Below are 22965 nucleotides of genomic sequence, written 5' to 3'. Positions count from 1 at the left end.
TATGTCATTTCGAGGTCACTTCAGAATTTGGGATTTCGTTTACCTAAATGATTTCCTTTTCTTTGCGCTGATTAATAGTAATTTATATGTTAAGAATATTTCAGCAAGTTGCCCTTTGGGAGGCAATCTCTACCGTTTTGTTATTTTTTGTTGCTATGCCCTTAAAGTATATCGCAGGAATTCCTGAGGCTGTACGCGTTGCAGGATCCATACATGGATTTTTAGTCGTCTTATTTGTAATATTACTAATTGCTTGTTGGCAAACCTACAATTGGAAGATTGGCCGTGTTGTGAAATATTTCTTTTTAAGTCTGATACCTATTGTTTCATTTTGGGTTGAAAAAGACCTTAAAAAAGAAATTGTCGCTCAAAAGACTGCCTAGTCTCTTTTGTTGATATTGGGTTCTATCCCCATATAGGCATATGTTATTTCAGTTTTGCCATGTGGGGTAGGGGTACCATCTTTATCCAAATTCACAAAAACTAATTTGTCAATTGATAATATCACCATTCTTGTGATTTTATTTCTGACAACACATCGCATCGTTAATGAGGTCGTCCCAAAATTGATCGCCTCAATTCCTAATTCTATAATGTCTCCCTGTTTGGCTGAGCTAACAAAATTGATCTCAGAAATATATTTTGTTACGACGTGTGGGTTCCCGAGTTGTACGATAGCATAAATCACTGCTTCTTCGTCAATCCATCTTAATAAGGTTCCGCCAAATAAGGAACCGTTAGGGTTTAGGTCTTCAGGTTTGACCCATTTTCGAGTGTAAAAGTTCATAACTTAAAATATGAAAAAAATTGGTCAAAATGGAGTCAAAAATAAAAAAGGCATTCTGTATTGAGAATGCCTTTTTCTATTTTAATTATGCGTGGATAGCTCTATTCGCAGTAGCTGCTAGGGCAGCTTCTTTAAATGCTTCCGTAAAGGTTGGGTGGGCGTGGCAAATTCTACCGATATCTTCAGCAGATGCACGGTATTCCATCGCTACAACTGCTTCAGCAATCATATCCGCAGCTCTTGGACCAATCATTTGAACACCTAAGATTTCATCTGTATCTGCATCAGCTAATACTTTAATGAAACCATCTGTATCTCCTGATGCTTTTGCACGTCCCGAGGCTTTGAATGAGAAACTCCCTGCTTTATATTTTTTACCTTCTTCTTTTAATTGTTCTTCAGTTTTACCAACTGCAGCAACTTCAGGCCATGTATATACTACTCCAGGAATTAAGTTATAATCAATATGTGGTTTTTGTCCTGCAATTGCTTCAGCAACATAGATACCTTCATCTTCTGCTTTATGAGCTAACATAGCTCCTTTAATAACATCTCCAATTGCATAAACTCCAGCAACTGAAGTTTCCAAGTGATCATTCACAGGAATTTTATTTCCTCTTTCTTCGGTCTTAATGCCTATGTTTTCAAGACCTAATCCTTCAGTGTAGGCAGTTCTACCAACTGCAACAATACAGTAATCTCCTTCTAAAACAACATTTTGGCCTTTAGAATCCTCAGCAGTTACGGTAACTGTTTTTCCTTTCGACGTAGCTCCCGTAACTTTATGGCTCATAAAGAATTCCATTCCTAAGCTTTTCTTAAGGACACGTTGTAGTTCTTTACCTAAACCAGCATCCATAGTAGGGATGATTGATTTTGCATATTCAACAACAGAAACTTTTGATCCTAGTCTTGCATATACAGATCCTAATTCTAACCCGATTACTCCACCCCCAATTACGATTAGGTGCTTTGGAATTTCAGTTAGGCTTAATGCTTCTGTTGATGTGATAATTCTTTTTTTATCGACTGGTAAAAATGGAAGAACTGATGGTTTTGAACCAGTTGCAATAATTACATTTTTAGTGCTTAATTCTTCAACTTTACCATCTGTGCCTGTAACTTTAATGGTGTTTTTGTCAACGAATGAACCTACGCCTTGGAAGCTGTCAATTTTATTTTTCTTAAATAAAAATGTAATACCAGCAGTATTTTGCGCGATAACATCATCCTTACGAGCCATCATTTTTTTAATGTCTACTTTAAGGTTGCTTAGGTTAATACCATGATCTTGAAAGCTGTGTGCTGCATTGTGATAATGTTCTGATGAATCTAACAATGCTTTGGATGGGATACATCCTACATTAAGACAGGTACCTCCGAATGTGCTATATTTTTCAATGACAGCCGTTTTTAAGCCTAATTGTGCACAGCGGATAGCGGCAACATAACCACCTGGACCACTTCCGATTACGATTACGTCGTATTGCATAGAGTTTTTTCTTTGTTTACGTGGCAAATTTACTATTTAAATGCATATTAAGCGAGGGAAAATGGTAAAAATAAAGGGCCCCAATTTTGGAGCCCTTTTCATATTATTTTTTTTTGAATTATTCAGCAACGATTTTTCCTTGCATAATTCCGAAGTGTCCAGGAAAACTACATAGATAAGGATAAACACCTTTCTCTAATGTGAATGTAATTTTATCTTCTTGACCTGGTCCTAATAATTTTGTGTGTGCAACGATTGAAGATAATGCCGATTTAGGAATATATTCGTTATCCGCAGCAGCAGTAGCTTCGCCACCAAAAGTAGCAACGTCAACACCCGGTTTTAAAACAACCAAGTTATGACCCATCGATTCAACCGGCATAGAACCAACGTTTTTCATCGTTAATTCTACAGGCTCACCCGCTTTTACGCGAATTAAAGTCGTGTTAAATTGCATTTGATCGTTCCCTTCAACTGTCCATTGGTTTGACAAGGTTACGTCTTCAATCCCTGGTACAGTTTCAGTTGTTGTAGGTGTAGCTTCAGTTTCTGTTGTTGTTGTGGTTTCGGTTGAAGCGCCTTCCTCTTTCTTCTCAGCGTTATTGCCACAAGAAGTAATTCCTATTGCTAATACTAGCGCAGGAATGATAAATAATTTCTTCATAGCTATTTATAATATAATTTCTACGAATTTAATATAAATTATTGATTTAAACGAGCTTTAAATCATTAGGACGTGATTTTTGGATTCTTATTCTTATTTGTTACTTGAATTATTTTCTGATATAATTCAATTGGATCAAATGGTTTGCCGATTACACCGTCAGCTCCTGCTTGAAATGCAGCGGCTTGTTCGTGTTCCAAAACGGAAGCTGATATCGTAATAATTGGAATGCCATGTTTCTCAGGGATGATATGGTTTTTGATTTCTTTTATCGCTTCAAAACCACTCATAATGGGCATATGGGTGTCCATAAGAATCAGATCATACTGCTCCGCCTCTACTTTTTCTAACGCTAATCTTCCATTTTTTACAATATCAACCTCACAATTCCAACTACGCAACATATGGGCAAGCATAAAGGAGTTTAATTCATTGTCCTCTGCAACCAAGACACGCATATTGTCAAATTTTGGAAAACTGTTGTACGTGGGAACTTCTTTCTCTTTTTCTACTTCACTTTGTGCAGATTCCTCAAACCATCCTTCAAAAAAGAATTCAGAACCTTCACCATACACGCTATTCGCACCTACATTTCCATTCAATAGTTTTGCTAACCTTTTAACAATCGCCAAACCTAATCCCGTACCACCAAACTTCTTCGTAATTCCATCGTCTGCTTGTTCAAAGGCCATAAAGATTTTGTCTACTGAATCCTCCCGAATACCAATCCCAGTATCCTTAACTGCAAACCTTAATTTATGCCGCTCAAAATCTTTATTTACAACCTGTACACTCAGTAAAATCGACCCTTTTTCCGTAAACTTTAAACTATTCGAAACAAAATTGCTAATGATTTGCTGTAATCGAAGTGAATCATAATGTATATACTGCGGAACATCTTCTTCTACATCAATATGGAATTTCAGATTCTTGTGCGTTGCCTTGATTTTGAAAATTCTATTGATATCCTCAATCATCTTCGTTAAGCTAAAGTCTTCAAATTCAATCTTCAGCATACCTGAATCTATTTTCGAAAGATCAAGGATATCATTGATAATCAATAGTAATGAATGTGATGCATTATCAAGTCTCTTTAACCAATCTTTTTGTTCCACAGATAATTCCGAACTTTTAAACATATGCATAATACCCATAATTCCATTAATAGGAGTTCGAATTTCATGACTCATGTTTGCTAAGAAGATTTCTTTGGACTTTCTTGCTTGAATGGCTTCCTCTCTCGTTTTAAGGAGCTCAATTTTGGACTCCTCTAATTCTTTATTCTTTTGGATAAGCTCTTGTTGAATTAGAATTTGCTGGACAAATGATTTAACTTTTGCAATCGTTATTTCAGGATTCAGTGGTTTATACAAGTAATCTACTGCACCACTTTCTAGTCCCTTAAGAAGGTATTTATCTTCTTTGGATATGGCCGTAACCATGATCGCCATAATATGGCTAGTTTTAGGATTTGACTTTAAAAGTGATACAAATTCGAATCCATTAATTTCAGGCATCTGAACATCAACTAATGCAATAGATATATCATCTTTCCAACAAATCTTAAGTGCTTCATTAGGATCTGTAGAACTAATTATATTGATGTGGTCAACTTCTTGCAATAAGGCGTGAAGACTGATGATATTTTCTTCCTTATCATCCAATATCAGAATATTGATCGTTTTCATAGGTGACATTACATTAATTGACTGAAATAATCTATAATATGTTGATTGGAAATTACCTTAACCTTTTCCGATACAAGACTGCCTGCTAATGGCATAGTATTGATAACAGCTTCCTCAGGCTTTTGAACAAAGCACGTAGAACCATTATTTACTAAAGCTTTTAACCCTTCTGATCCATCGTTATTGGCCCCAGATAAAAGGAATGCTGTCGCATTTTTACCATAAACTGCAGCCGCAGACTCAAAAAACACATCAATAGATGGCCTTGAAAACTGTACGGGATCTGAAATGTCTAAGGAAAATATACAATCAGGTTCCACCAGAGTATGGTATCCCGGAGGAGCAAAATAAATATGGTTCTCTAGGATTGGTAATTTATCTCGTACCGATATTACATTTCTATTTAATCGTTTCGACAAACTTGTTTCAATTTTTGTCTCGTATTTTGAGTTTCTATGGAGAACAATAATTATTGCAACACTAAACTCTGTCGGTAGATGATCTAATATTTCAACTATTAGTTCATATGCACCTGCGGAGCCACCAATTACAATAATTTTTGATGCTGTTTTCTCCATATTATTTTATTTTTTGGTAGATATTATACTCTTTATCAATTAATTTAAAATTTTCCATAATGTCATGACGCATTAATGTTTCCTTTGTGCCAAGGCATAAGAATCCAAATAATGCTAAGGATTGATAAAAAAGATTGATAACGTGTTCCTGCAATTTTAAATCAAAATAGATTAGAACATTTCTACAGGTAATTAAATGAAATTCATTAAATACTTGATCTGTGGCTAAATTATGAGTGGAAAACAAAATGTTTTGTCTCAGATCATGATTTATGATTGCAGCATCATATCGCGCGGTATAATAGTTTGAAAGACTTTCAGTTGAGTTATATGCGTTAAAATTATCGGAATATTCCTTGAATTTTTTAATAGGGTAAATTCCTTTTTTAGCAACATCAAGAACCTTGCTGTTGATGTCAGTTCCATAAATAAATGCTCTATCGCTCAGGTTATTTTCTTTAAGTAGAATAGCTAAGGAATAGACTTCTTCACCTGTTGAACAGCCTGCACTCCATATCTTAATCCGTGGAAACGTTTGAAGATAGGGTATGATATCCTTATTTAGTTTATTATAGAAGCCCGGATCTCGAAACATCTCTGTAACATTTACCGTAACTTCCTGAATAAAGTATTGCTGAAATCCTTCCACATTGATTAGCGCATTCTTTAAATCCACCATATCCATATCCTCCAAATTCATGATTCTTTGAATTCTACGTTTCAATGAAGACCTCGTGTATCCTGATAAATCAAAATCAGATACATTCTTTAAAAGAAATACAATCTCTTCTACTTCAGCAAAACTTAATTCATTCGAATCTTTTAACTCAGCCATACTTGCATTAATGATACTAACTTATCTAAATCAATTGGTTTACTAACATAATCATTAGCCCCTAATTCAATTGACTTTTCTCGATCTCCCTTCATTGCTTTCGCGGTTACTGCGATGATTGGAAGGTTGTTGAATTGCTTATTCTTGCGAATCTCTTGTATTGCCTCATAACCATCCATCTCAGGCATCATAATATCCATTAGAACAATATCTACCTTTTTATGCTCATCGTTTATAATGTTTAATGCCTCCAATCCGTTATTTGCAATTTCAATATGCATATTGTATTGTTGTAACGAAGAAGTTAATGCAAAAACATTTCTCATATCATCGTCCGCAATTAAAACGCTCTTACTATCTAGTGTACTGGTTCCATAGTTTTCTTTAGGACCAATCTTTTCTGGATGTTTGATCGGATTATATGCAGGTGTTGATAATTTATTCAAGAATAAGTTCACCTCATCAATCAACCTGTTGTTGGACTTGCTTGATTTTAAGACCATTGACTGAGTGTGTCTCATAATTCTTTCAGTTTGTTCTGTACTCAAATCATATGCCGTATTTATGATTACAGGAAGTTTTTCATATTTCGGATTCGATTTAATAATATCTAACATCTCCAATCCACTTCCATCAGGGAGCTTAACATCCAGAATTATACAATCCAGGTTTTTCTCTTGTTCGAGTTTTTTCAACCCTGATTCTATTGTAAATGCTTGAATGACATTAATATTCTGTTCTGCAAATGCTTTCTTAATTAAATCACTTTGGAACTCCTGATCTTCTATCAATAGGATTTTTTTAAGATCCCTGTCTACATTCAGTTTGATATTCTCAAAAGCCTGACTAATACTTTCCTCTGTTACTGGTTTTGCCATAAATCCGATAGCTCCACTTTCAAGAAAATCTTTCTTGTTAAAGTTTGCTGCGGACATCATGTGAATAGGAATATGTTTGGTGGAATCATCCGCCTTAAGTGTTTTAAGAACTTCCCAGCCATCTGCCAGCGGTAACATGACATCCAATATGATAGCATCTGGAATCTGTTCCTTCGCCAATTCTATTCCTGCCAACCCATCATATGCATTTGATACCGTAAAACCAAACCCTTGAGCAAACCCTTTTAATATATCAGCAAAATTGACATCATCCTCAATGATTAAAATTGTTTTATCCTCTTTTGTTGCTAAGTCGGATTGCTGAACAGGCTCTGAAACCTTATCTGACGAGAGGGCAGACGGAACTATAGGAATTTCAGTCTTTTGAATTTCTGCTTTGGCAATCGAATCCTTCGTCTTGCTGCTTTGTTCAATAGCCTCTATCAATGGAACAATTAAGCTGAATTTACTGCCCTTTCCTGATTCACTTTCCAAAGTTATCCGACCACCTAATAGGGAAGATATCTCTTTTGATATTGAAAGGCCTAATCCTGTGCCTCCGTATTTGCGACTCGTAGAGCCGTCTTCTTGGCGGAAAGCTTCAAAAATCAAGGCTTGCTTATCTTCTGAAATACCTTTCCCATTATCTGAAACAGCAAAATGTAAATTCCCTGATTGTTTAAATATCTGCAGTTTGATTTCACCATGCTGATCCGTGAATTTAAAGGCATTAGACAAGAAATTCTTAATAACCTGTTCAACTCGATATTCGTCGGATATGAATTGTTCCGGAGCTTTATCCGTATCTATGATAAATTTAATTTTCTTTTCCTTAGCTATTTCCTTAAATAAAGACTCTAAGTTTGATGCGAAATGTTTACTGTTGATTGAATCTTTATGAATTTCTACTTTTCCGGATTCAATTTTAGCTAAATCAAGCAATTCATTTATTAACTGTAACAAATCAGATCCCGCATTGTGAATCACTGATGCGTATTTAACTTGTTCATCGGTTAAGTTATCGCGTTTATTGTCTTGTAATAGTTTGGCGAGAATAAGGATACTATTTAATGGAGTGCGCAATTCATGGCTCATATTGGCCATAAACTCTGACTTATATTTACTTGCTTGTTCTACTTCAGTTATTTTTTGTTCCACAACTGAATGCGCATGATTTAAATCGTTGTTTCTTTTTTCTAATTCAGCCGCTTTTTCATTCAATTCCTTGTTCGCTTGGGAAAGCTCTTCTTGTTGTACCCTTAATTCTTCTTCTGATGCCTCCAGTAAGTTTGTTTTATAGACTAATTCTTCGTTGGTAATTCTTAATTCTTCCTGCTGTGCTTCAAGTTCTTCTGTTTGTCTTTGTGTCTCTTCAAGCAAGCCTTCTACAAGGGCATGACTCTGTCTGCTGTGTAAAGTGGATCCGATTGAACGACTGGTCCTTGTCAGATAACTCAGCACATTTTCAAGTTTTGATTCTGGAAAAGAACCTATTAATTCAATGATGGCAATACAATAATCCTCATATATAATCGGGAATACAATGGCGTCTGCATTTGCAGTATTTATAGTTGCAGTATTGATTTTTGTATTGTTGAGTTCAATTGCAGCAAGGGTCTTTGCTTTCTTTGATTCAGCAACCGTTCCAAGAATCCCTTCAGCACTCTTGAATTCATCTAATAATTCAGAAGGATTTAAACCTCTAGAATCTCTCAACTTAAATTCATAAGAATCTGTTTTTCTAACATAAAATGCTCCCGCATAGGCCTCAGTAACTTCTGAAATAATGCCCAAGGAGGTTTTAGCAATCTCTGTTTCCGTGATGACACCGGATATGGAGTTGTGTAATTTGGAAGAATTGGTTAAAACCCAGTTCACTCCTTCAAGTTCTTCTGAAGTCTTAGTCAGGTTATTATTTAATTCTTTTTCTTTTTTAGTGTTTCTACGCAGATATTCCAAAATGCGCAATGTTTGAATAAAGGCTAAGAAGATAACCAGTAAAGAAAGTATTCCAAAAATTGCCGTATAGATCCTTGTGTTATTTAATTGCTTGGACTCATTGTCAATAAGCCGTTTTCTCGCATTGATAACATCATTGGTATATTGATTTCTAGCAGCATTGATTTTTGTCTGATCAGAGGTTAAGGATTGAAGGATCTCATCTGCAGTTTCCTTATTAAAGTCATGATTATTCTCAAGAATTAATTTTGTTAAGGATTTAACCTCTTCCGCCGATTTTGGAATGCTGCTGAATAACTCATTTGGCTGTTCTATCTTTTGAATAAACCCCTGGATTTCATCATTTAGTTGTTCTTCAAGCAGCGGATTTGCATTCTTTTCCAAGTTTTTATACTTCGACAATTTCTGTAAATCCAATTCCCATTCCTGAATATTGTAAAAACTTTCCTGCGCTATTTCAATGTAATTATCAATATTAACTGAATAGTCACGCTGTTTATTTAAAAAATACCAATAGGAAAATATGATGATTAGATTGGCAACAATAATACTAATAATAAATTGCCACTTTAATTGACTGAACTTATTCATGTTAGATCAGAATATTAGCTTTAAAATTCATAAGAATAAACTTTTTTGATTCACTTTTACACTAGCTTTGTTTAACAATATTTTGAAAAATAAAGCTCCTAACTATAACATTTGAAAAATAGTTAATACATGGTAAACAGCTGCAAATGTAAGCAACTATTATGAATACGTGTTATAACTCAAAAATGATTATTATAATACTGTTTAATAGTATAGATACTGTAATGTTGATTCACTAAGTTTTAATTAACTTCTTACAAAAATCTGAATTTTTGTTTTAATTTTAGTTTATTTTAGTTTAAAAATTTAATAATTAGATGTTTAAGTTTAAATCCGGCCTTAATAATTGTTGAATTTATCCCCAAATCACACTAGAGATTCACTCATAAATTTAATAATAGTTATTTAATGATGAAATGATTTTTAGATTCAATTGATCAATTAATAAATAAATTAATTAAAAAGGGAAGCATTGAAGGGTATCAAGTTTGATTTATTTTTTTATCTTTAAGATTTAGAAACATTATTAATTTTAAAATTAATGGACTCACCAATTCAATTAGTTCTCCTAATTACTGGATCAGTAATTGCCATTTTCATACTGTTATATTTATTGCCTGTAAATCTTTGGTTTACAGCTCAGTTGTCTAATGTAAAGATCAGTTTATTGAATTTAGTGTTGATGAGATTACGTAAGGTACCTCCGTCATTGGTAACGAATGCGATGATTACATCGACCAAAGCTGGATTAAGAATTACATCAAATGAAATTGAAACTCACTTTTTAGCTGGTGGGAATGTTAATAAGGTAATCAAAGCCTTAATTTCCGCAGATAAAGCGAATATCCCTCTAGATTTTAAATTAGCAACAGCGATAGATTTAGCTGGACGTGACGTATTTGACGCAGTACAATTATCAGTAAATCCGCAAGTAATCAATACACCTCCTGTAGCTGCTGTGGCAAAGGATGGTATCCAACTGATTGCAAAAGCAAGGGTTACTGTTAGAGCGAATATTAATCAATTGGTAGGTGGTGCTGGTGAGGAGACTATTCTTGCGCGTGTTGGTGAGGGGATTGTAACAACAATTGGTTCATCGGAAAATCACAAGGAAGTATTGGAAAATCCTGATCGTATCTCCAAAACCGTATTGTCAAAAGGTTTAGACTCTGGAACAGCTTTTGAAATTTTATCAATTGACATTGCTGATATTGATATTGGTGAAAACGTGGGCGCGAAATTACAGACCGACCAAGCTGAGGCTGATCTAAAAGTTGCAAATGCACGTGCCGAAGAGAGAAGAGCAATGGCGGTTGCAACAGAGCAAGAAATGAGAGCAAAAGCTCAGGAGGCTAAAGCAAAGGTGATAGAAGCCGAATCACAATTGCCGTTGGCAATGGCAGAGGCCTTTAGAAGTGGTAATCTTGGAATAATGGATTACTATAAATTGCAGAATATTCAGGCTGATACGGATATGAGATCCTCTATCTCGAGACCACAAGGCCCTGAAAAGAAATAGAAATTCAAAAATTCTTATTAAAAAACCCTAATAAGCTAAGATCCTGTCTTCTCTTATTAGGGTTTTTTGTTATACGAAAAAACCCTGACGATGGGCGCCAGGGTTTGATACTAACCAATTATAAACCTAAATTATGAAAAGACAATTTTAAATATTAATTCTACTTATCCTTCGAATTATGAAACAAAGGTACGCCGAGAATTAATATTAGCAAAGAATTGTTAATAAAAAGTTTCCTTTGCAACCATTTTCTGACAATTCTCTGATTTAATTGTTGTAACAAATAAAAAATTGGCTTAATCGGATTAGGAATAAAAGTTTTTGGTCTATAAAAAATATTTATTTTTGAGGATAACGATTGATTATGGTCATAAAGAAATTTTCTGCTATTAAAGCAGTAGTGTTGGATGTGGATGGGGTATTAACGGATGGTAAACTCCTGTTTACGGAAGCAGGTGAACAGCTCCGTACGTTCTTTGTAAAGGATGGATATGCCATGCAGCTTGCTGTAAAAATGGGATTGCAGATTTGGGTAATTTCAGGAGGGAAATCCATTGGTGTGCAAAAGAGACTGCTGGGTTTAGGAATTACCGAAATACATTTGGGTGTGAAAAATAAAATGCAAGTACTCAGTCAGTTATTGCTGAAATATCAGTTAAATCTACATGATTTAATGTATGTGGGTGATGACATGCCAGATTATGAAGTGATGCAGGTCGTGGGACTTGCTGTCTGTCCAAATGATGCCGTTGAGGATATCAAATCAATATCTCATTATATGTCTCCTAAAAATGGAGGCGAAGGGGTTGTTCGGGATGTATTAGAAAAGATCCTTAAACTACAAGGTAAATGGGGTGTTCAGACTGAAATAAAAAGTGTTTAATGTTATTACAAAATAAACTAAAGGAAATCCCAGTTATCCTAGGGTCTAAATCTCCTAGACGAAATGAATTATTAAAGTCTATGGATATTGACTTCCGTATAGAGGTTAGAGAAACAGATGAATCTTTTAATAAGGAATGGAGCGCGTTAGATATCGTCAAATATATTGCAGAAACTAAATTATTAGCATTCAATGACGTAGATCCAAGCCATTTAATCATCTGTGCCGATACGATTGTAGTTGATCAAAATGGTAAAGTTATCGGAAAACCTCAAGATCTAGCTGAAGCAAAGGATGTGATTTTAGGCTTATCAGGGAAAAAACATCAGGTGTATACCGCTGTAGCATTTTCTTATCAGGGAAAGAAGATCTCCTTCGTTGAAGAAACGAAAGTATGGTTTAATGAAATTTCCGAGAAAGAAGTTGCTTATTATGTAGATCGATATAAACCTCTGGATAAAGCGGGTTCATATGGTATTCAGGAATGGATTGGAAGAATTGCAATAGAAAGAATTGAGGGCTCTTATGAAAATGTAATAGGCCTGCCTACAGCTAGGTTACATAAAGCACTTAAAGAATTATTTATTTAAACTCATCTTTTTACTCTTAGGAGGAGTAGTTTCCAGCGAATTAACGCTGGAAACTACTTCTAATTACTTAATGGTATATCTAATTCCTGTATAGAACATTCTACCAGCAATTGGTCCCCAAAGCATATTGGTGTCAAAGTTTTGACCAAATGGTTGTTCAAATGCAAGAATTGGATCTTTTTGATAGAAATTTGTCAGATTTTCTCCGCCAATATAAATATCAAAGTTTTTATTTTTTCCAAAGGATTTGCTGACTTGAGCATTCATGGTTACATAAGAATCTGATTCTGTTGGTAATTGAAATTCAACAGGATTAGTGCTAGTATTTGGAATTCTTTTCTTACCAACAATATTCAATGTATAGTCAAAGCTCCATCCAGAATGAAGATTGTATGCAAGATTCATAAATCCTCGATGTTTAGCAGTTAATGGCTTCTGTAATCTTCCTGATTGGTAGTCCGTTTGAACATCAAGCATACGATATGCCATTCTTGCCTCAAAGTGCTGCAGAGGCATAAACCTAAATTCAGCCTGTAAGCTATTGGAATAGGACTTACCATCTAAATTATAAAATGATACTTCTCGCGGGTTTTCAAAATCGACAACAACTTGGTTTTGAAAGTTATTGTGGAATAGTTCAACCGATAAACCTGCTTCTCTTCCAAATAATTGGAAGCTTTGATCCAATGTTAGTCCTGTGTTCCATGATACTTCAGGTTTTAATCCATACGCACCATCTCCAGCAGTCAGGTTTGCAAGCCCGGCAATTGTTCTACTCGAAGCAAAGATTCCTAAATTTTCAGCAAATATATTCGCTGTTCTTTGTCCGCGACCTGAACTCAATCGTATGGTTGTTCCTAAAATTGGCTCATAACGCAAAACCGCTCTTGGAGTTGTAAACCAGCCATATAGGTTGTTGTAATCTTGGCGCAATCCCAATACTGCATCAAATTTTTCACTAGGACTAAATGTATATTCTGCAAACGCTCCTGCTACAGCCTCTTTTCTGCCAAAGTCATATTTATATTCTGAATTTAACTCCTTTCGGGCCAATAATTCATCATACTTATCATATTGGATGGATGCGCCAACTTTATATTTGTGAGCAACATTCCCAATGATATCCTGAAATAATAGGTTCGCATAATAGGAGTTCTGTTCATTATCATAAGCATTTAAACCAAAGAAACTTTCTTGTTTGTATTGACTTGCTGATAATTGCAAACCAATACTACGATGTTTATTGGTTGGAAAAACATATCCCAGTTTACCAAAACCTTCGATACGTTGATTCTTAAATCCTAAACCGTATTTATTGGTCGTGAATTTATCTGTATCCTCATTAAAGTCAATTTGACCTCCTATACGATCATCATGTAAGAATTTAATTCCAAATTGTGCAATGATACCTTTCCCGTTTTCATAATGCCAGCGGTTGATCCCTGAAAATAGGTTTCCTACCGGCAAATCACGGAAACCATTTTTACTGAAATTCATTTCCTTGTTATACATGAAATTATCATGTAGTAAAAGCCCAACCGACCATTTTTCATTGATATGTTGTGCTAGATTAAGGTTAATGTCAGTTCTACCCATGTTGTTTGCATAAGCATTGAAATATAGCTTATCAGAATTATGTGGTTTTTTGAGTTCAACATTAATCTGTCCAGCCATATTTTCAAAACCATTCGCTACCGATCCAATCCCTTTACTGATATTGATCGCTTCAATCCATGTTCCGGCAATACTGTTTAACCCTAATGGTGAAGCAAAACCTCTCGGTCCTGGCAAGCCCTCTACAGTCAATTGCGTATAAATCCCTGCTAATCCCAACATTTGAATTTGCTTACTACCCGTTACAGCATCACTGCTAACAACATCTACTGAAGCATTGGTTGAAAAACTTTCACTTAGGTCACAACAGGCTGCTTTAAATAGCTCCTTTGCCGTAATCGTTTCTACACGATTGGGGGTTAATTTTGAAATGTAGTTTGATTTTTGTCTGCGCGTGACAACGATCTCCTTCAACGAGTTGTTCTTTGCTTGAATAACTAATACTTCGTGAAGGTTTTTAACTTCTATAGTGTCTCCTTGCATACTCGCATGTGAAATGACAAGGTTTCTATAAGGTTTCTGATGCATAATTTTGAATACACCATTTTCATTGGACTTCACTTTTTTGCTCGGATTATCTGCCCAATAAATTGTAACGTTGGTAATAGGGGTGAGGTCTCCCTTTTCACTTTCATTCACTACTACTCCAGTTACTTCATGGTCATGATCGTGGTCATGCCCACCATTTGCATCATGATCATGAGCATCGCCTTCTGCATGTTCATGTTCTTCATGGCTGCTCTCGGATGCTGCATCCATTCTTGGGTATAGGCAACATTCATGTAAAGTTTCATATACATCGTCAGGTGCTCTATATTGTTTTGTGTCATGTCCTGCCCCAGCGATCCCTTGCTTGATTTTGTCCAGGGAGGTCTTTTCAGAATCATAGGATACAGAAGCAATTCCGGTGTTGATATCCCAATTGATGGATTTTGCTCCGGCATCTTTCCCTGCTGTTTCAATGCGTTTTTTACACATGGCACAGTTACCAGAAACTTCAAATTTTTCTGTTATTGTCTTGTTTTGGGCAAATAGTCCAGTGCCCACGGAAATAAAAATTAATACGAATAAATATCTAAATAAGTGCATATTTCAATGTTATTAATGATTCAAAAAGTCTAGAATGATTTTTAGAATATTAATACATCAAATAATGAAAGTGCAGTTTAGAAGATAGACGGAATGATTCTCCGCAAATAGTGCAGGTTTTAATGGGATGGGAACTTGTGGTTGTACTTCCATCATGTTTTCCCATGTAGTAATGATCCAAGGGATCAGCACAATGGCTGGAGAAAAATCAAATACACTCCCAAAAAGCATTTTTGTCCGCAATTGGTCGCTTTCGGAATTTAATTCAAAATCTACCTTGGAGTCCTTACAGGAATGATCATCCTCACAAGAAGCATTGCCTAACTCGTTTTGTTCATGGTTATGGTCCTCATGTGGTTTTGTACACATTGGACAGCTGTCATGTGATACTTTTATATCATCAAGTACAGAGAATGAGGTGCTTTTTCCACAATGGTGCATATAGATTGTAGCTCCTGTACTGCATACAGAATAAATCAATAGTAAGCATATGGCTACAATTTTTCTCATCTTTGCCCCAAAGATAGGAAAGATAGACCTATTATGTGGATAATTAATTGTAATTTTTTCTTGTCAATTGGATTCACACTAATTATATTAGAATCGACTTAGTACTTTATAAACCTATATTTTTATGGAAACATTAGCTGCACACCCAAATCTGTTGTATGCAGGCTTAGTTAGCCTTGTTACTGCAGGAATCTTGGTAGTTTTCCTAGCCAACAAAATTCTGAGAAGAGTTAATTAATAAGTAGGGGGACAAACTATCGTCCCCCTCTTTAAATCATTATCCTTTAATGGATTTTATAAATCCTGGAATCTTTTCCAAATAATCATCCTCAGCCAATAACTTCACAAATGCAGTCCCTACAATTGCTCCGTTAGCATATTTTGTTGCCTTTTCAAAGGTTTCTTTATTATGAATACCAAATCCAATAACCAATGGATTGTTTAAATCCATTTCTTTAACCCTATTGAAATAGGCTTCAGATTGTTCCTCAACATTTAGTTGTGTACCAGTGGTTGCATTGGATGACAAGAGGTAAATAAAACTTGTCGATAGTGAATCGATCTTTTTAATTCTCGAATCGGATGTTTGCGGAGTAACTAAAAACACGTTACTAACTTGATTTTCCTCAAATATCCCTTGATACAAATCTTCATATTCATACATCGGTAGATCAGGTATGATCGTGCCATTTACACCCACTTCTTTACAGGCTTTACAGAAATTTTCTACCCCAAATTGAATTACTGGATTTACATATCCCATTAAATAAACAGGAATACATACTCTTTTTCTTAAATCTTTTAATTGTTCGAATAAAACTTTTAATGTCATTCCATTTTTTAGAGCGACTTCTGAACTGTGTTGAATGGTAGGTCCATCGGCTACAGGATCTGAATAGGGAAATCCAATTTCTAAAAAATCAGCTCCTGCTTTCTCCAACTCTTCCGCAATATCTAACGTACTGTCAATGCTTGGGTATCCTGCAGTAAAATATATGGATAGCAAACCATTTGCTTGTTTATTAATCTGTATCATACTAAAAACCGAAATATTTCATGTAAATATCCAAATCCTTATCTCCTCGTCCTGAAAGACAAATAACCACTGTCTCATTCCCTTTAAACTTCATTTTTTCAAGATGAGCCAATGCATGCGAACTTTCAATCGCCGGGATAATCCCTTCTAGTTTCGTCAGTAAAAGACCAGCTTGCATAGCTTCATCATCCGTTGCGCTAACGTAGGTTCCTCTACCCGATTTAAAAAGCCAAGCATGTTGTGGACCAATTCCTGGATAGTCTAATCCTGCTGATATGGAATATGGCTCAATCACCTGTCCATCTTCTGTCTGCATAAGGATGGAACGGCTGCCATGAAGAACTCCCTCATGACCTAAAACCGTAGTCGCCGCGGATTCTCCACTATCAACTCCATGGCCAGAAGCCTCAACAGCAATTAATTGTATATCTTCTTCATTCAAGAAATGATAAAACATCCCCGCCGCATTTGATCCTCCACCAACGCAGGCCATTACAATATCAGGGTTTTGTTTCCCCGTTTTTTCTAACAATTGCTTTTTGGTTTCTTCTGAAATAATTGATTGAAACCGAGCAACCATATCAGGATATGGATGTGGTCCAACTACAGAGCCGATGATATAATGGGTGTCTACTGGATTATTAATCCAATCACGCAATGCCTCATTGGTCGCATCTTTTAAGGTTTTACTTCCCGAAGTAGCTGCAACCACCTTCGCACCCATCATCTTCATTCTTGCAACATTTGGGGCTTGCCTCTCAATATCAATCTCTCCCATATATACAACACATTCCAATCCTTTTAATGCGCATACTGTCGCAGTTGCTACACCATGTTGACCTGCACCTGTTTCTGCAATGATCCTTTTTTTACCAAGTTTTTCTGCCAACAAGATTTGACCGATTGTATTGTTAATCTTATGTGCGCCGGTATGGTTTAAGTCCTCTCTTTTAAGGAATATTTTTGCATTGTATTTTTCTGAAAGCCTTTGCGCAGGATATAACGGTGATGGTCTGCCAACATAATCACGTAATAAGGATTCAAATTCTTTCTTGAAGGTCGGATCTTCTATAATTTCCAAGTATTGATTTTGCAGCTCCTCTACATTGGGATAGAGCATTTCAGGAATGTAAGCTCCTCCAAAAGGACCGTAATATCCTTTGCTATTTACTTGATATTTGCTCATTTCGTATAATTTTCAGTGCTAATTTTAATTTTTCAATATTCTTTAATCCTAGCTCGATTTCAAATTTTGAATTTAAATCCAAGCCTACTAATCTATCATCCTCAAACTGTAGCGCCTCATTAAGGTTTTCTAATGATAGTCCACCACTTAAAAAATAAGGTTTGTCAAAGGGGTACTCTTTTAATTTTTGCCAATCGAATGTTTCCCCTGTTCCGCCATATTGTGGACTTTTGCTGTCAAAAAGAAAATAATCGACATGATTAAGATACCCATCAAGTTGATGCCAGTCAAAGTTGCTGTCAACCCCAAATGCTTTGATAACCTCTATCCCAACATTCCTAAGGGATTCCGCAAGTTCAGCGCTTTCATTGCCATGTAATTGAACGGTATGTAAAGAATGTTCTTTTACCTGTTCAAGAATTCCATTTAAGTCGACATTTACAAAAACCCCAGTTTTTTTTATGCTTGCTGGGAGTTCAACGTCAATTAAACCTCTAACATAGCGTGGTGATTTAGGATAAAAGATGTGGCCAATATAATCAATTGACAATTCTGAGAGCTGAATTATGTTGTTTCGCTCCTTCATCCCGCAAACCTTTATCAATAAATCCTTAGGCATTGACAAGCTTTTTAAAGCTCTCTAAAGCTTTGTGGCCTAATAATGAAGTTTCAGCTTCATAGTAACAGTCGCCGAAACTTTTTTCCGGATGGAAAGTCTTTATGCCAAATGCAGCATTGGTCAACAACACATTGTTTTGCACAGCTGTTCCATTACCTTCAATAATCTGACGGAAGGTTTTTGCTGCCTGTTCCACCGAATCTCCTCCTGTCAAATCTTCCGCATTAACCTCTGTAAAGCCTAATTCTTCAACCGTATAGTAATTTTCTCCTTGATTATTAATAACCTTGAAATCACCTGTTAATGATATTTCATCATATCCGTCTAGTGCATGGATGATGCTATATTGTTTCTCTGTATTCTGGTATAGATAGGCATATAATCTTGCAAGTTCAAGGCTAAATACTCCGACAGATTGAAATTTTGGATTTGCCGGATTTGTTAATGGACCTAACATATTGAAGAATGTTTTTACAGCAAGTGCCTTTCGGATAGGTGCTACGGTTTTCATCGCAGGATGAAATAACGGTGCATGAAGAAAGCAAATATTGGCAGTCTCCAATTGTTTTTCCAAAACAGCCTTATCATTCGTAAATGTATATCCTAAATATTCCATCACATTAGAAGATCCGCATCCTGATGATACACCTACATTTCCATGTTTTGCTACGTGATAACCTGCCCCAGCAACCACAAAAGAAGCCATGGTTGAAATATTGAATGTGTTTTTTCCATCACCTCCAGTCCCACACATATCAATTAAATCGTAACCAGAAAAGTCAACCTTATTACATAAATCGTACATCGCATCTCGGAATCCTCCAAGTTCCTCCACTTTAATGCTCCGCATACCATAAATGGTCATAAAGGCTGCAATTTGATGGCTATCATATTTGCCAGTAGCAATATTTGTCAATATATCATAAGCCTCTTTTCTGCTGAAGGACTTATATTCGAATAGATGGGCTAATATTTCTTTCATTATTTTTTAATAAAAAAGGCTTGCCGAAAAGGCAAGCCCACTATTATTTAGTTCTTTGAATTCAACCAATAGGTGTCTGCCACAACATTAATTGTTGTGCCACCACCAAGCTGTATTGAATTGTATTGTTGTCATTGTTAGTTTAACAAATATCAAAGATGTTTTTGATATTTGCAAGAAAACATTAGAAAAAATGATTTTTTGTTAATAAAGTACAAAATGAGCCATTTCATTTCCTTTCGAAACTAATGTAAATGACCCAATCTTATCACCCTCAACATAAACACTAGTAACCAACCTGTTTTTATAGTAAATGAAATACATGTTGTTAACGTTTAAGCCTTCAGGATCAATGTCCCGAATCTCCTTTTTAGGCATTTCATGATAGTTCTTAATTTCTATCTGATCGATGTTTTTGTAGCTTAAGTTTAGTCTGATTTCTTCAAGACTTACTTCTAAATAATCATATAACTCATCTGATGGTTCTTCCACGATTACCCATTGACTTAGAATAACATCTAAAGGAATTTCAGAATTATTTAGATCATAAATAAAATCAGTTGCAATATCCCTGCTTTTGGATGAATTATTCTGCCTAATATCATCCTCATGTTCATATTGAGCAAAAGAGACAATAGGTGCTATCATTAACAAAAAGTAAAGTAGATAGTATTTCATTCTGTTCATTTTAATATCGAACTATTGACCTTAAAAATAGCAAAAGGATTAATTTGTTTGATGATTAACCATAGAATTACATAAATGTGAACGGATATATAAGTCCTTATAAATACATTCAAATAAAAAAGCGCCTCTTATAAAGGCGCTTTCCTATAGCGATTTTTAATATTCGTCTTCGTTGAAAAAGAAATCATCTTTTGTTGGATAATCAGGCCAAATTTCCTCAATGTTTTCATAAGGTTCACCATCATCTTCCAACGCCTGAAGATTCTCAATCACTTCAACTGGTGCTCCTGAGCGAATTGCATAATCAATTAATTCGTCTTTTGTCGCTGGCCATGGAGCGTCTTCTAAATGAGAAGCTAATTCAAGTGTCCAATACATATCTCTTTTAATTAAGTTTCACGTTTTCGCAAAAATAATATTTAATTTAACTAATGCAAGGAAATAATCTTTAATTCTTTGTTAAGACGTTTATCTTTCAGAAAATCAATGCTTTAAATTGATGTGTAAGGTGGATTTAGGATTTGTTATTCCAAACTTTGTTCATTTTTTCATAAACTTCCATCTCAATCGAATCATATTTTTGGTTTGAGGTAGGCTCAAACAGTATGGGTTTTAGTACCGAGATCTTAATTATCCCTGGTTTTGAACCAAATCTTGACCCATCATCCCATAGTATTTCATATGCATTATGAATGACTACAGGTAGTATAGAAATTTTGTTTTCTATTGCCATTTTAAAGGCTCCAGCCTTAAATTTATGCAGCATCGGGGGAAATTCATCATCTATTTTCCCTTCTGGAAAGATTACGATCGACTTTCCTTCTTGCAATAGTTCAGTGGCTTTTTTAAATGCCTTGAAGGCCGAAATCCTGCTTTCCCTATTCACTGAAATGTCAATTGATTTAAAGAAAATTCGAGTGACCGGGTTTTTTAAGAGTTCTTCTTTTCCAATAAAAGAGAATTGTTGTGGACAAAGGTAGGTCAACGCTGTTATATCCAAGATAGATGTATGATTCGGACAAATAATATATGGTTTTGTCCAATCAATTGGAACTTCGTAATTAATTTTAAAACGTACTCCAACCAAATGTAGACTCAGAATGGAGATCCATTTTCTAAACCAAACTATATGTGAATAATATTTTTTTGGATGCTTACTTAAGAAGTATAATACGGGAAAACTTAACGAAAAGAAAAAAAGAACTGAAACAAAATATAATATCCTAAGGACCTTTTTTAAAAACAACATATTTCCCCTGCGAAAAAATTAACTATGATGTAAAAATAGAAAAAGCTTCACAATCGTGAAGCTTTTTATTTTATTTACTCATTTCCGCATAAAATTTATGGAACAAAGGAATAGTTTCAATTCCTTTTAGATAATTTTCTACTCCATATTTTTCGTTAGGTGAGTGTAGGTTATCTGAATCAAGTCCAAAACCTAATAGAACCGTCTTGATTCCTAATTCTTTCTCAAATAGAGCAACGATTGGAATGGATCCACCACCTCTCGTTGGAATAGGTTTTTTATTGAATGTCTCTTCAAGCGCTTTTTCTGCCGCTTTATAGGCTATACTGTCTGTTGGTGTGACAACTGGCTCTCCTCCATGGTGTGGTTTTACCTCAACTTTAACAGATTTTGGCGCAATTTTTTCAAAGTGATCTTTGAATAATTTAGTGATGCGCTCAGAATTTTGATTCGGAACTAAACGCATTGAAATCTTAGCAAAAGCTTTTGATGGTAATACGGTTTTTGCTCCTTCTCCAATATAGCCGCCCCAAATACCGTTCACCTCTAATGTTGGACGAATACCTGTACGTTCTATAGTGCTGAAACCTTTTTCGCCCCATAGTTCGTTTACTCCTAAATCCTTTTCGTATTCTTGGATATCAAATGGAGCCTCATTTAAAGCTTTTCTTTCTGCTTCCGTAAGTTCTAATACATCATCGTAAAAACCTGGAATCGTGATATGGTTGTTTTCATCATGCAATGAAGCAATCATTTTCGATAGGATCGTAGCCGGATTTGCAACAGCTCCACCATAAACTCCCGAGTGTAAGTCACGGTTTGGTCCTGTAACTTCTACTTCAACATAGGATAGCCCACGAAGTCCTGTTTCTAATGAAGGATTTTCTAGACTGATCATCGAGGTGTCAGAAATAACAATTACATCAGCCTTCAAACGTTCCTTATTTGCATTCACAAATATCCCTAAGTTCGCAGAGCCAACTTCTTCTTCACCTTCGATCATGAATTTAACGTTACATGCCAATTCATTTTCTTTCATCATATATTCAAAGGCCTTCACATGCATATAGAATTGACCTTTATCATCAGCTGATCCACGTGCGTAAATCTTACCATCACGTAGGGTCGGTTCAAATGGAGGTGTTTCCCATAGTTCGATAGGGTCTGCTGGCTGAACATCATAATGGCCATAAACTAATACGGTCGGTAAGCTTGAGTCAATGATTTTTTCGCCATATACAATTGGATATCCAGCAGTAGGACAAATCTCAACATTGTCAGCACCAGCATCTTTCAATTTTTGAGCTACAAATTGTGCGGTATTTAGCACGCCTTCCTTGTACTGTGGGTCAGCACTTACTGACGGAAAGCGCAATAATTCAAATAATTCTTCTAAGAAGCGGTCCTTATTTGCTTCTACATAGTCTTTGATTTTTTGCATTTCAAAAGGGTTTTTACAAAGGTAATGAAATAAATTTTACATGGGCTGTAACTTTTTTTATCAATCTACGACTAATGAATTAGAGAAT

Annotated in this window: 21 protein-coding genes; 4 read left to right on the top strand and 17 right to left on the bottom strand. The window is 35.4% G+C overall.

Annotation, left to right across the window (positions count from 1 at the left end; translation table 11 throughout):
- Positions 1 to 86 precede the first annotated feature (86 nt).
- Complete coding sequence (locus tag E0Y80_RS04450) at positions 87 to 383, top strand: DUF3817 domain-containing protein (protein ID WP_156306200.1); 297 nt, start codon at positions 87 to 89, stop codon at positions 381 to 383.
- On the opposite strand, the gene E0Y80_RS04445 is transcribed toward E0Y80_RS04450, so the two are convergent.
- From E0Y80_RS04445 to E0Y80_RS04415, 7 genes are all read right to left on the bottom strand, one after another.
- Complete coding sequence (locus E0Y80_RS04445) at positions 380 to 787, bottom strand: acyl-CoA thioesterase (RefSeq protein ID WP_156306199.1); 408 nt, start codon at positions 785 to 787, stop codon at positions 380 to 382. The genes E0Y80_RS04450 and E0Y80_RS04445 overlap by 4 nt on opposite strands.
- 85 nt (positions 788 to 872) lie before the next feature.
- A complete protein-coding gene (gene lpdA, locus E0Y80_RS04440; RefSeq protein WP_156306198.1) occupies positions 873 to 2279 on the bottom strand; it encodes a dihydrolipoyl dehydrogenase in 1407 nt (468 codons plus the stop codon).
- Between the two features lie 118 nt (positions 2280 to 2397).
- Positions 2398 to 2943, bottom strand: coding sequence for a plastocyanin/azurin family copper-binding protein (locus tag E0Y80_RS04435; protein ID WP_156306197.1), 546 nt, complete (start codon positions 2941 to 2943; stop codon positions 2398 to 2400).
- 65 nt (positions 2944 to 3008) lie between these two features.
- Entirely contained in the window at positions 3009 to 4631 is a 1623-nt protein-coding gene (locus E0Y80_RS04430) for a response regulator (RefSeq protein WP_156306196.1), read from the bottom strand.
- Positions 4632 to 4639: 8 nt separating this feature from the next.
- Positions 4640 to 5209, bottom strand: coding sequence for a chemotaxis protein CheB (locus E0Y80_RS04425; RefSeq protein ID WP_156306195.1), 570 nt, complete (start codon positions 5207 to 5209; stop codon positions 4640 to 4642).
- Position 5210: 1 nt separating this feature from the next.
- On the bottom strand, positions 5211 to 6044 hold the full coding sequence (locus E0Y80_RS04420) for a CheR family methyltransferase (protein WP_156306194.1): 834 nt from the start codon (positions 6042 to 6044) through the stop codon (positions 5211 to 5213).
- The gene (locus E0Y80_RS04415) at positions 6032 to 9472 is read right to left on the bottom strand and encodes a hybrid sensor histidine kinase/response regulator (protein ID WP_156306193.1); all 3441 of its coding nucleotides are present in this window, start codon (positions 9470 to 9472) and stop codon (positions 6032 to 6034) included. The genes E0Y80_RS04420 and E0Y80_RS04415 overlap by 13 nt, the downstream gene beginning before the upstream one ends.
- A gap of 541 nt (positions 9473 to 10013) precedes the next feature.
- Between E0Y80_RS04415 and floA the strand changes: the two genes are divergently transcribed.
- The 3 genes from floA (at position 10014) to E0Y80_RS04400 (ending at position 12464) form a co-directional block, all read left to right on the top strand.
- A complete protein-coding gene (gene floA, locus E0Y80_RS04410) occupies positions 10014 to 10991 on the top strand; it encodes a flotillin-like protein FloA (RefSeq protein ID WP_156306192.1) in 978 nt (325 codons plus the stop codon).
- A 364-nt stretch (positions 10992 to 11355) separates the two neighbouring features.
- Complete coding sequence (locus tag E0Y80_RS04405) at positions 11356 to 11874, top strand: KdsC family phosphatase (protein ID WP_156306191.1); 519 nt, start codon at positions 11356 to 11358, stop codon at positions 11872 to 11874.
- Positions 11874 to 12464, top strand: a complete 591-nt coding sequence (locus E0Y80_RS04400) for a Maf family protein (RefSeq protein WP_156306190.1) — start codon at positions 11874 to 11876, stop codon at positions 12462 to 12464. Before E0Y80_RS04405 ends, E0Y80_RS04400 begins: the two co-directional genes overlap by 1 nt.
- Before the next feature lie 63 nt (positions 12465 to 12527).
- Here E0Y80_RS04400 and E0Y80_RS04395 read toward each other — a convergent pair whose 3' ends face one another.
- The 10 genes from E0Y80_RS04395 to E0Y80_RS04350 all read right to left on the bottom strand — a co-directional run bounded on the left by E0Y80_RS04395 (position 12528) and on the right by E0Y80_RS04350 (position 22877).
- Positions 12528 to 15167, bottom strand: coding sequence for a TonB-dependent receptor domain-containing protein (locus tag E0Y80_RS04395; protein ID WP_156306189.1), 2640 nt, complete (start codon positions 15165 to 15167; stop codon positions 12528 to 12530).
- A 57-nt stretch (positions 15168 to 15224) separates the two neighbouring features.
- Positions 15225 to 15677, bottom strand: a complete 453-nt coding sequence (locus E0Y80_RS04390; protein WP_156306188.1) for an HYC_CC_PP family protein — start codon at positions 15675 to 15677, stop codon at positions 15225 to 15227.
- Positions 15678 to 15954: 277 nt separating this feature from the next.
- Positions 15955 to 16713 carry a tryptophan synthase subunit alpha gene (trpA, locus tag E0Y80_RS04385; RefSeq protein WP_156306187.1) on the bottom strand — a complete coding sequence of 253 codons (759 nt, stop codon included), beginning with the start codon at positions 16711 to 16713 and terminating at the stop codon, positions 15955 to 15957.
- 1 nt (position 16714) lies between these two features.
- Positions 16715 to 17899 carry a tryptophan synthase subunit beta gene (gene trpB, locus E0Y80_RS04380; protein ID WP_156306186.1) on the bottom strand — a complete coding sequence of 395 codons (1185 nt, stop codon included), beginning with the start codon at positions 17897 to 17899 and terminating at the stop codon, positions 16715 to 16717.
- Positions 17877 to 18485 (bottom strand): phosphoribosylanthranilate isomerase, encoded by a 609-nt coding sequence (locus E0Y80_RS04375; protein WP_231595921.1) that lies wholly within the window; start codon positions 18483 to 18485, stop codon positions 17877 to 17879. The genes trpB and E0Y80_RS04375 overlap by 23 nt, the downstream gene beginning before the upstream one ends.
- A 25-nt stretch (positions 18486 to 18510) precedes the next feature.
- Complete coding sequence (trpD, locus tag E0Y80_RS04370; RefSeq protein WP_156306184.1) at positions 18511 to 19500, bottom strand: anthranilate phosphoribosyltransferase; 990 nt, start codon at positions 19498 to 19500, stop codon at positions 18511 to 18513.
- Between the two features lie 204 nt (positions 19501 to 19704).
- Positions 19705 to 20178 carry a hypothetical protein gene (locus E0Y80_RS04365; RefSeq protein ID WP_156306183.1) on the bottom strand — a complete coding sequence of 158 codons (474 nt, stop codon included), beginning with the start codon at positions 20176 to 20178 and terminating at the stop codon, positions 19705 to 19707.
- 165 nt (positions 20179 to 20343) lie between these two features.
- Positions 20344 to 20565 carry a DUF2795 domain-containing protein gene (locus E0Y80_RS04360; RefSeq protein ID WP_002996718.1) on the bottom strand — a complete coding sequence of 74 codons (222 nt, stop codon included), beginning with the start codon at positions 20563 to 20565 and terminating at the stop codon, positions 20344 to 20346.
- Between the two features lie 136 nt (positions 20566 to 20701).
- Positions 20702 to 21436, bottom strand: coding sequence for a lysophospholipid acyltransferase family protein (locus E0Y80_RS04355; protein ID WP_156306182.1), 735 nt, complete (start codon positions 21434 to 21436; stop codon positions 20702 to 20704).
- Positions 21437 to 21506: 70 nt separating this feature from the next.
- Entirely contained in the window at positions 21507 to 22877 is a 1371-nt protein-coding gene (locus E0Y80_RS04350; protein ID WP_156306181.1) for a dipeptidase, read from the bottom strand.
- Positions 22878 to 22965 lie beyond the last annotated feature (88 nt).

This window comes from Sphingobacterium endophyticum (assembly GCF_009733535.1).
Classification (GTDB): Bacteria; Bacteroidota; Bacteroidia; order Sphingobacteriales; family Sphingobacteriaceae; genus Sphingobacterium; species Sphingobacterium endophyticum.
This window is presented reverse-complemented; position numbering and strand designations above follow the sequence as displayed.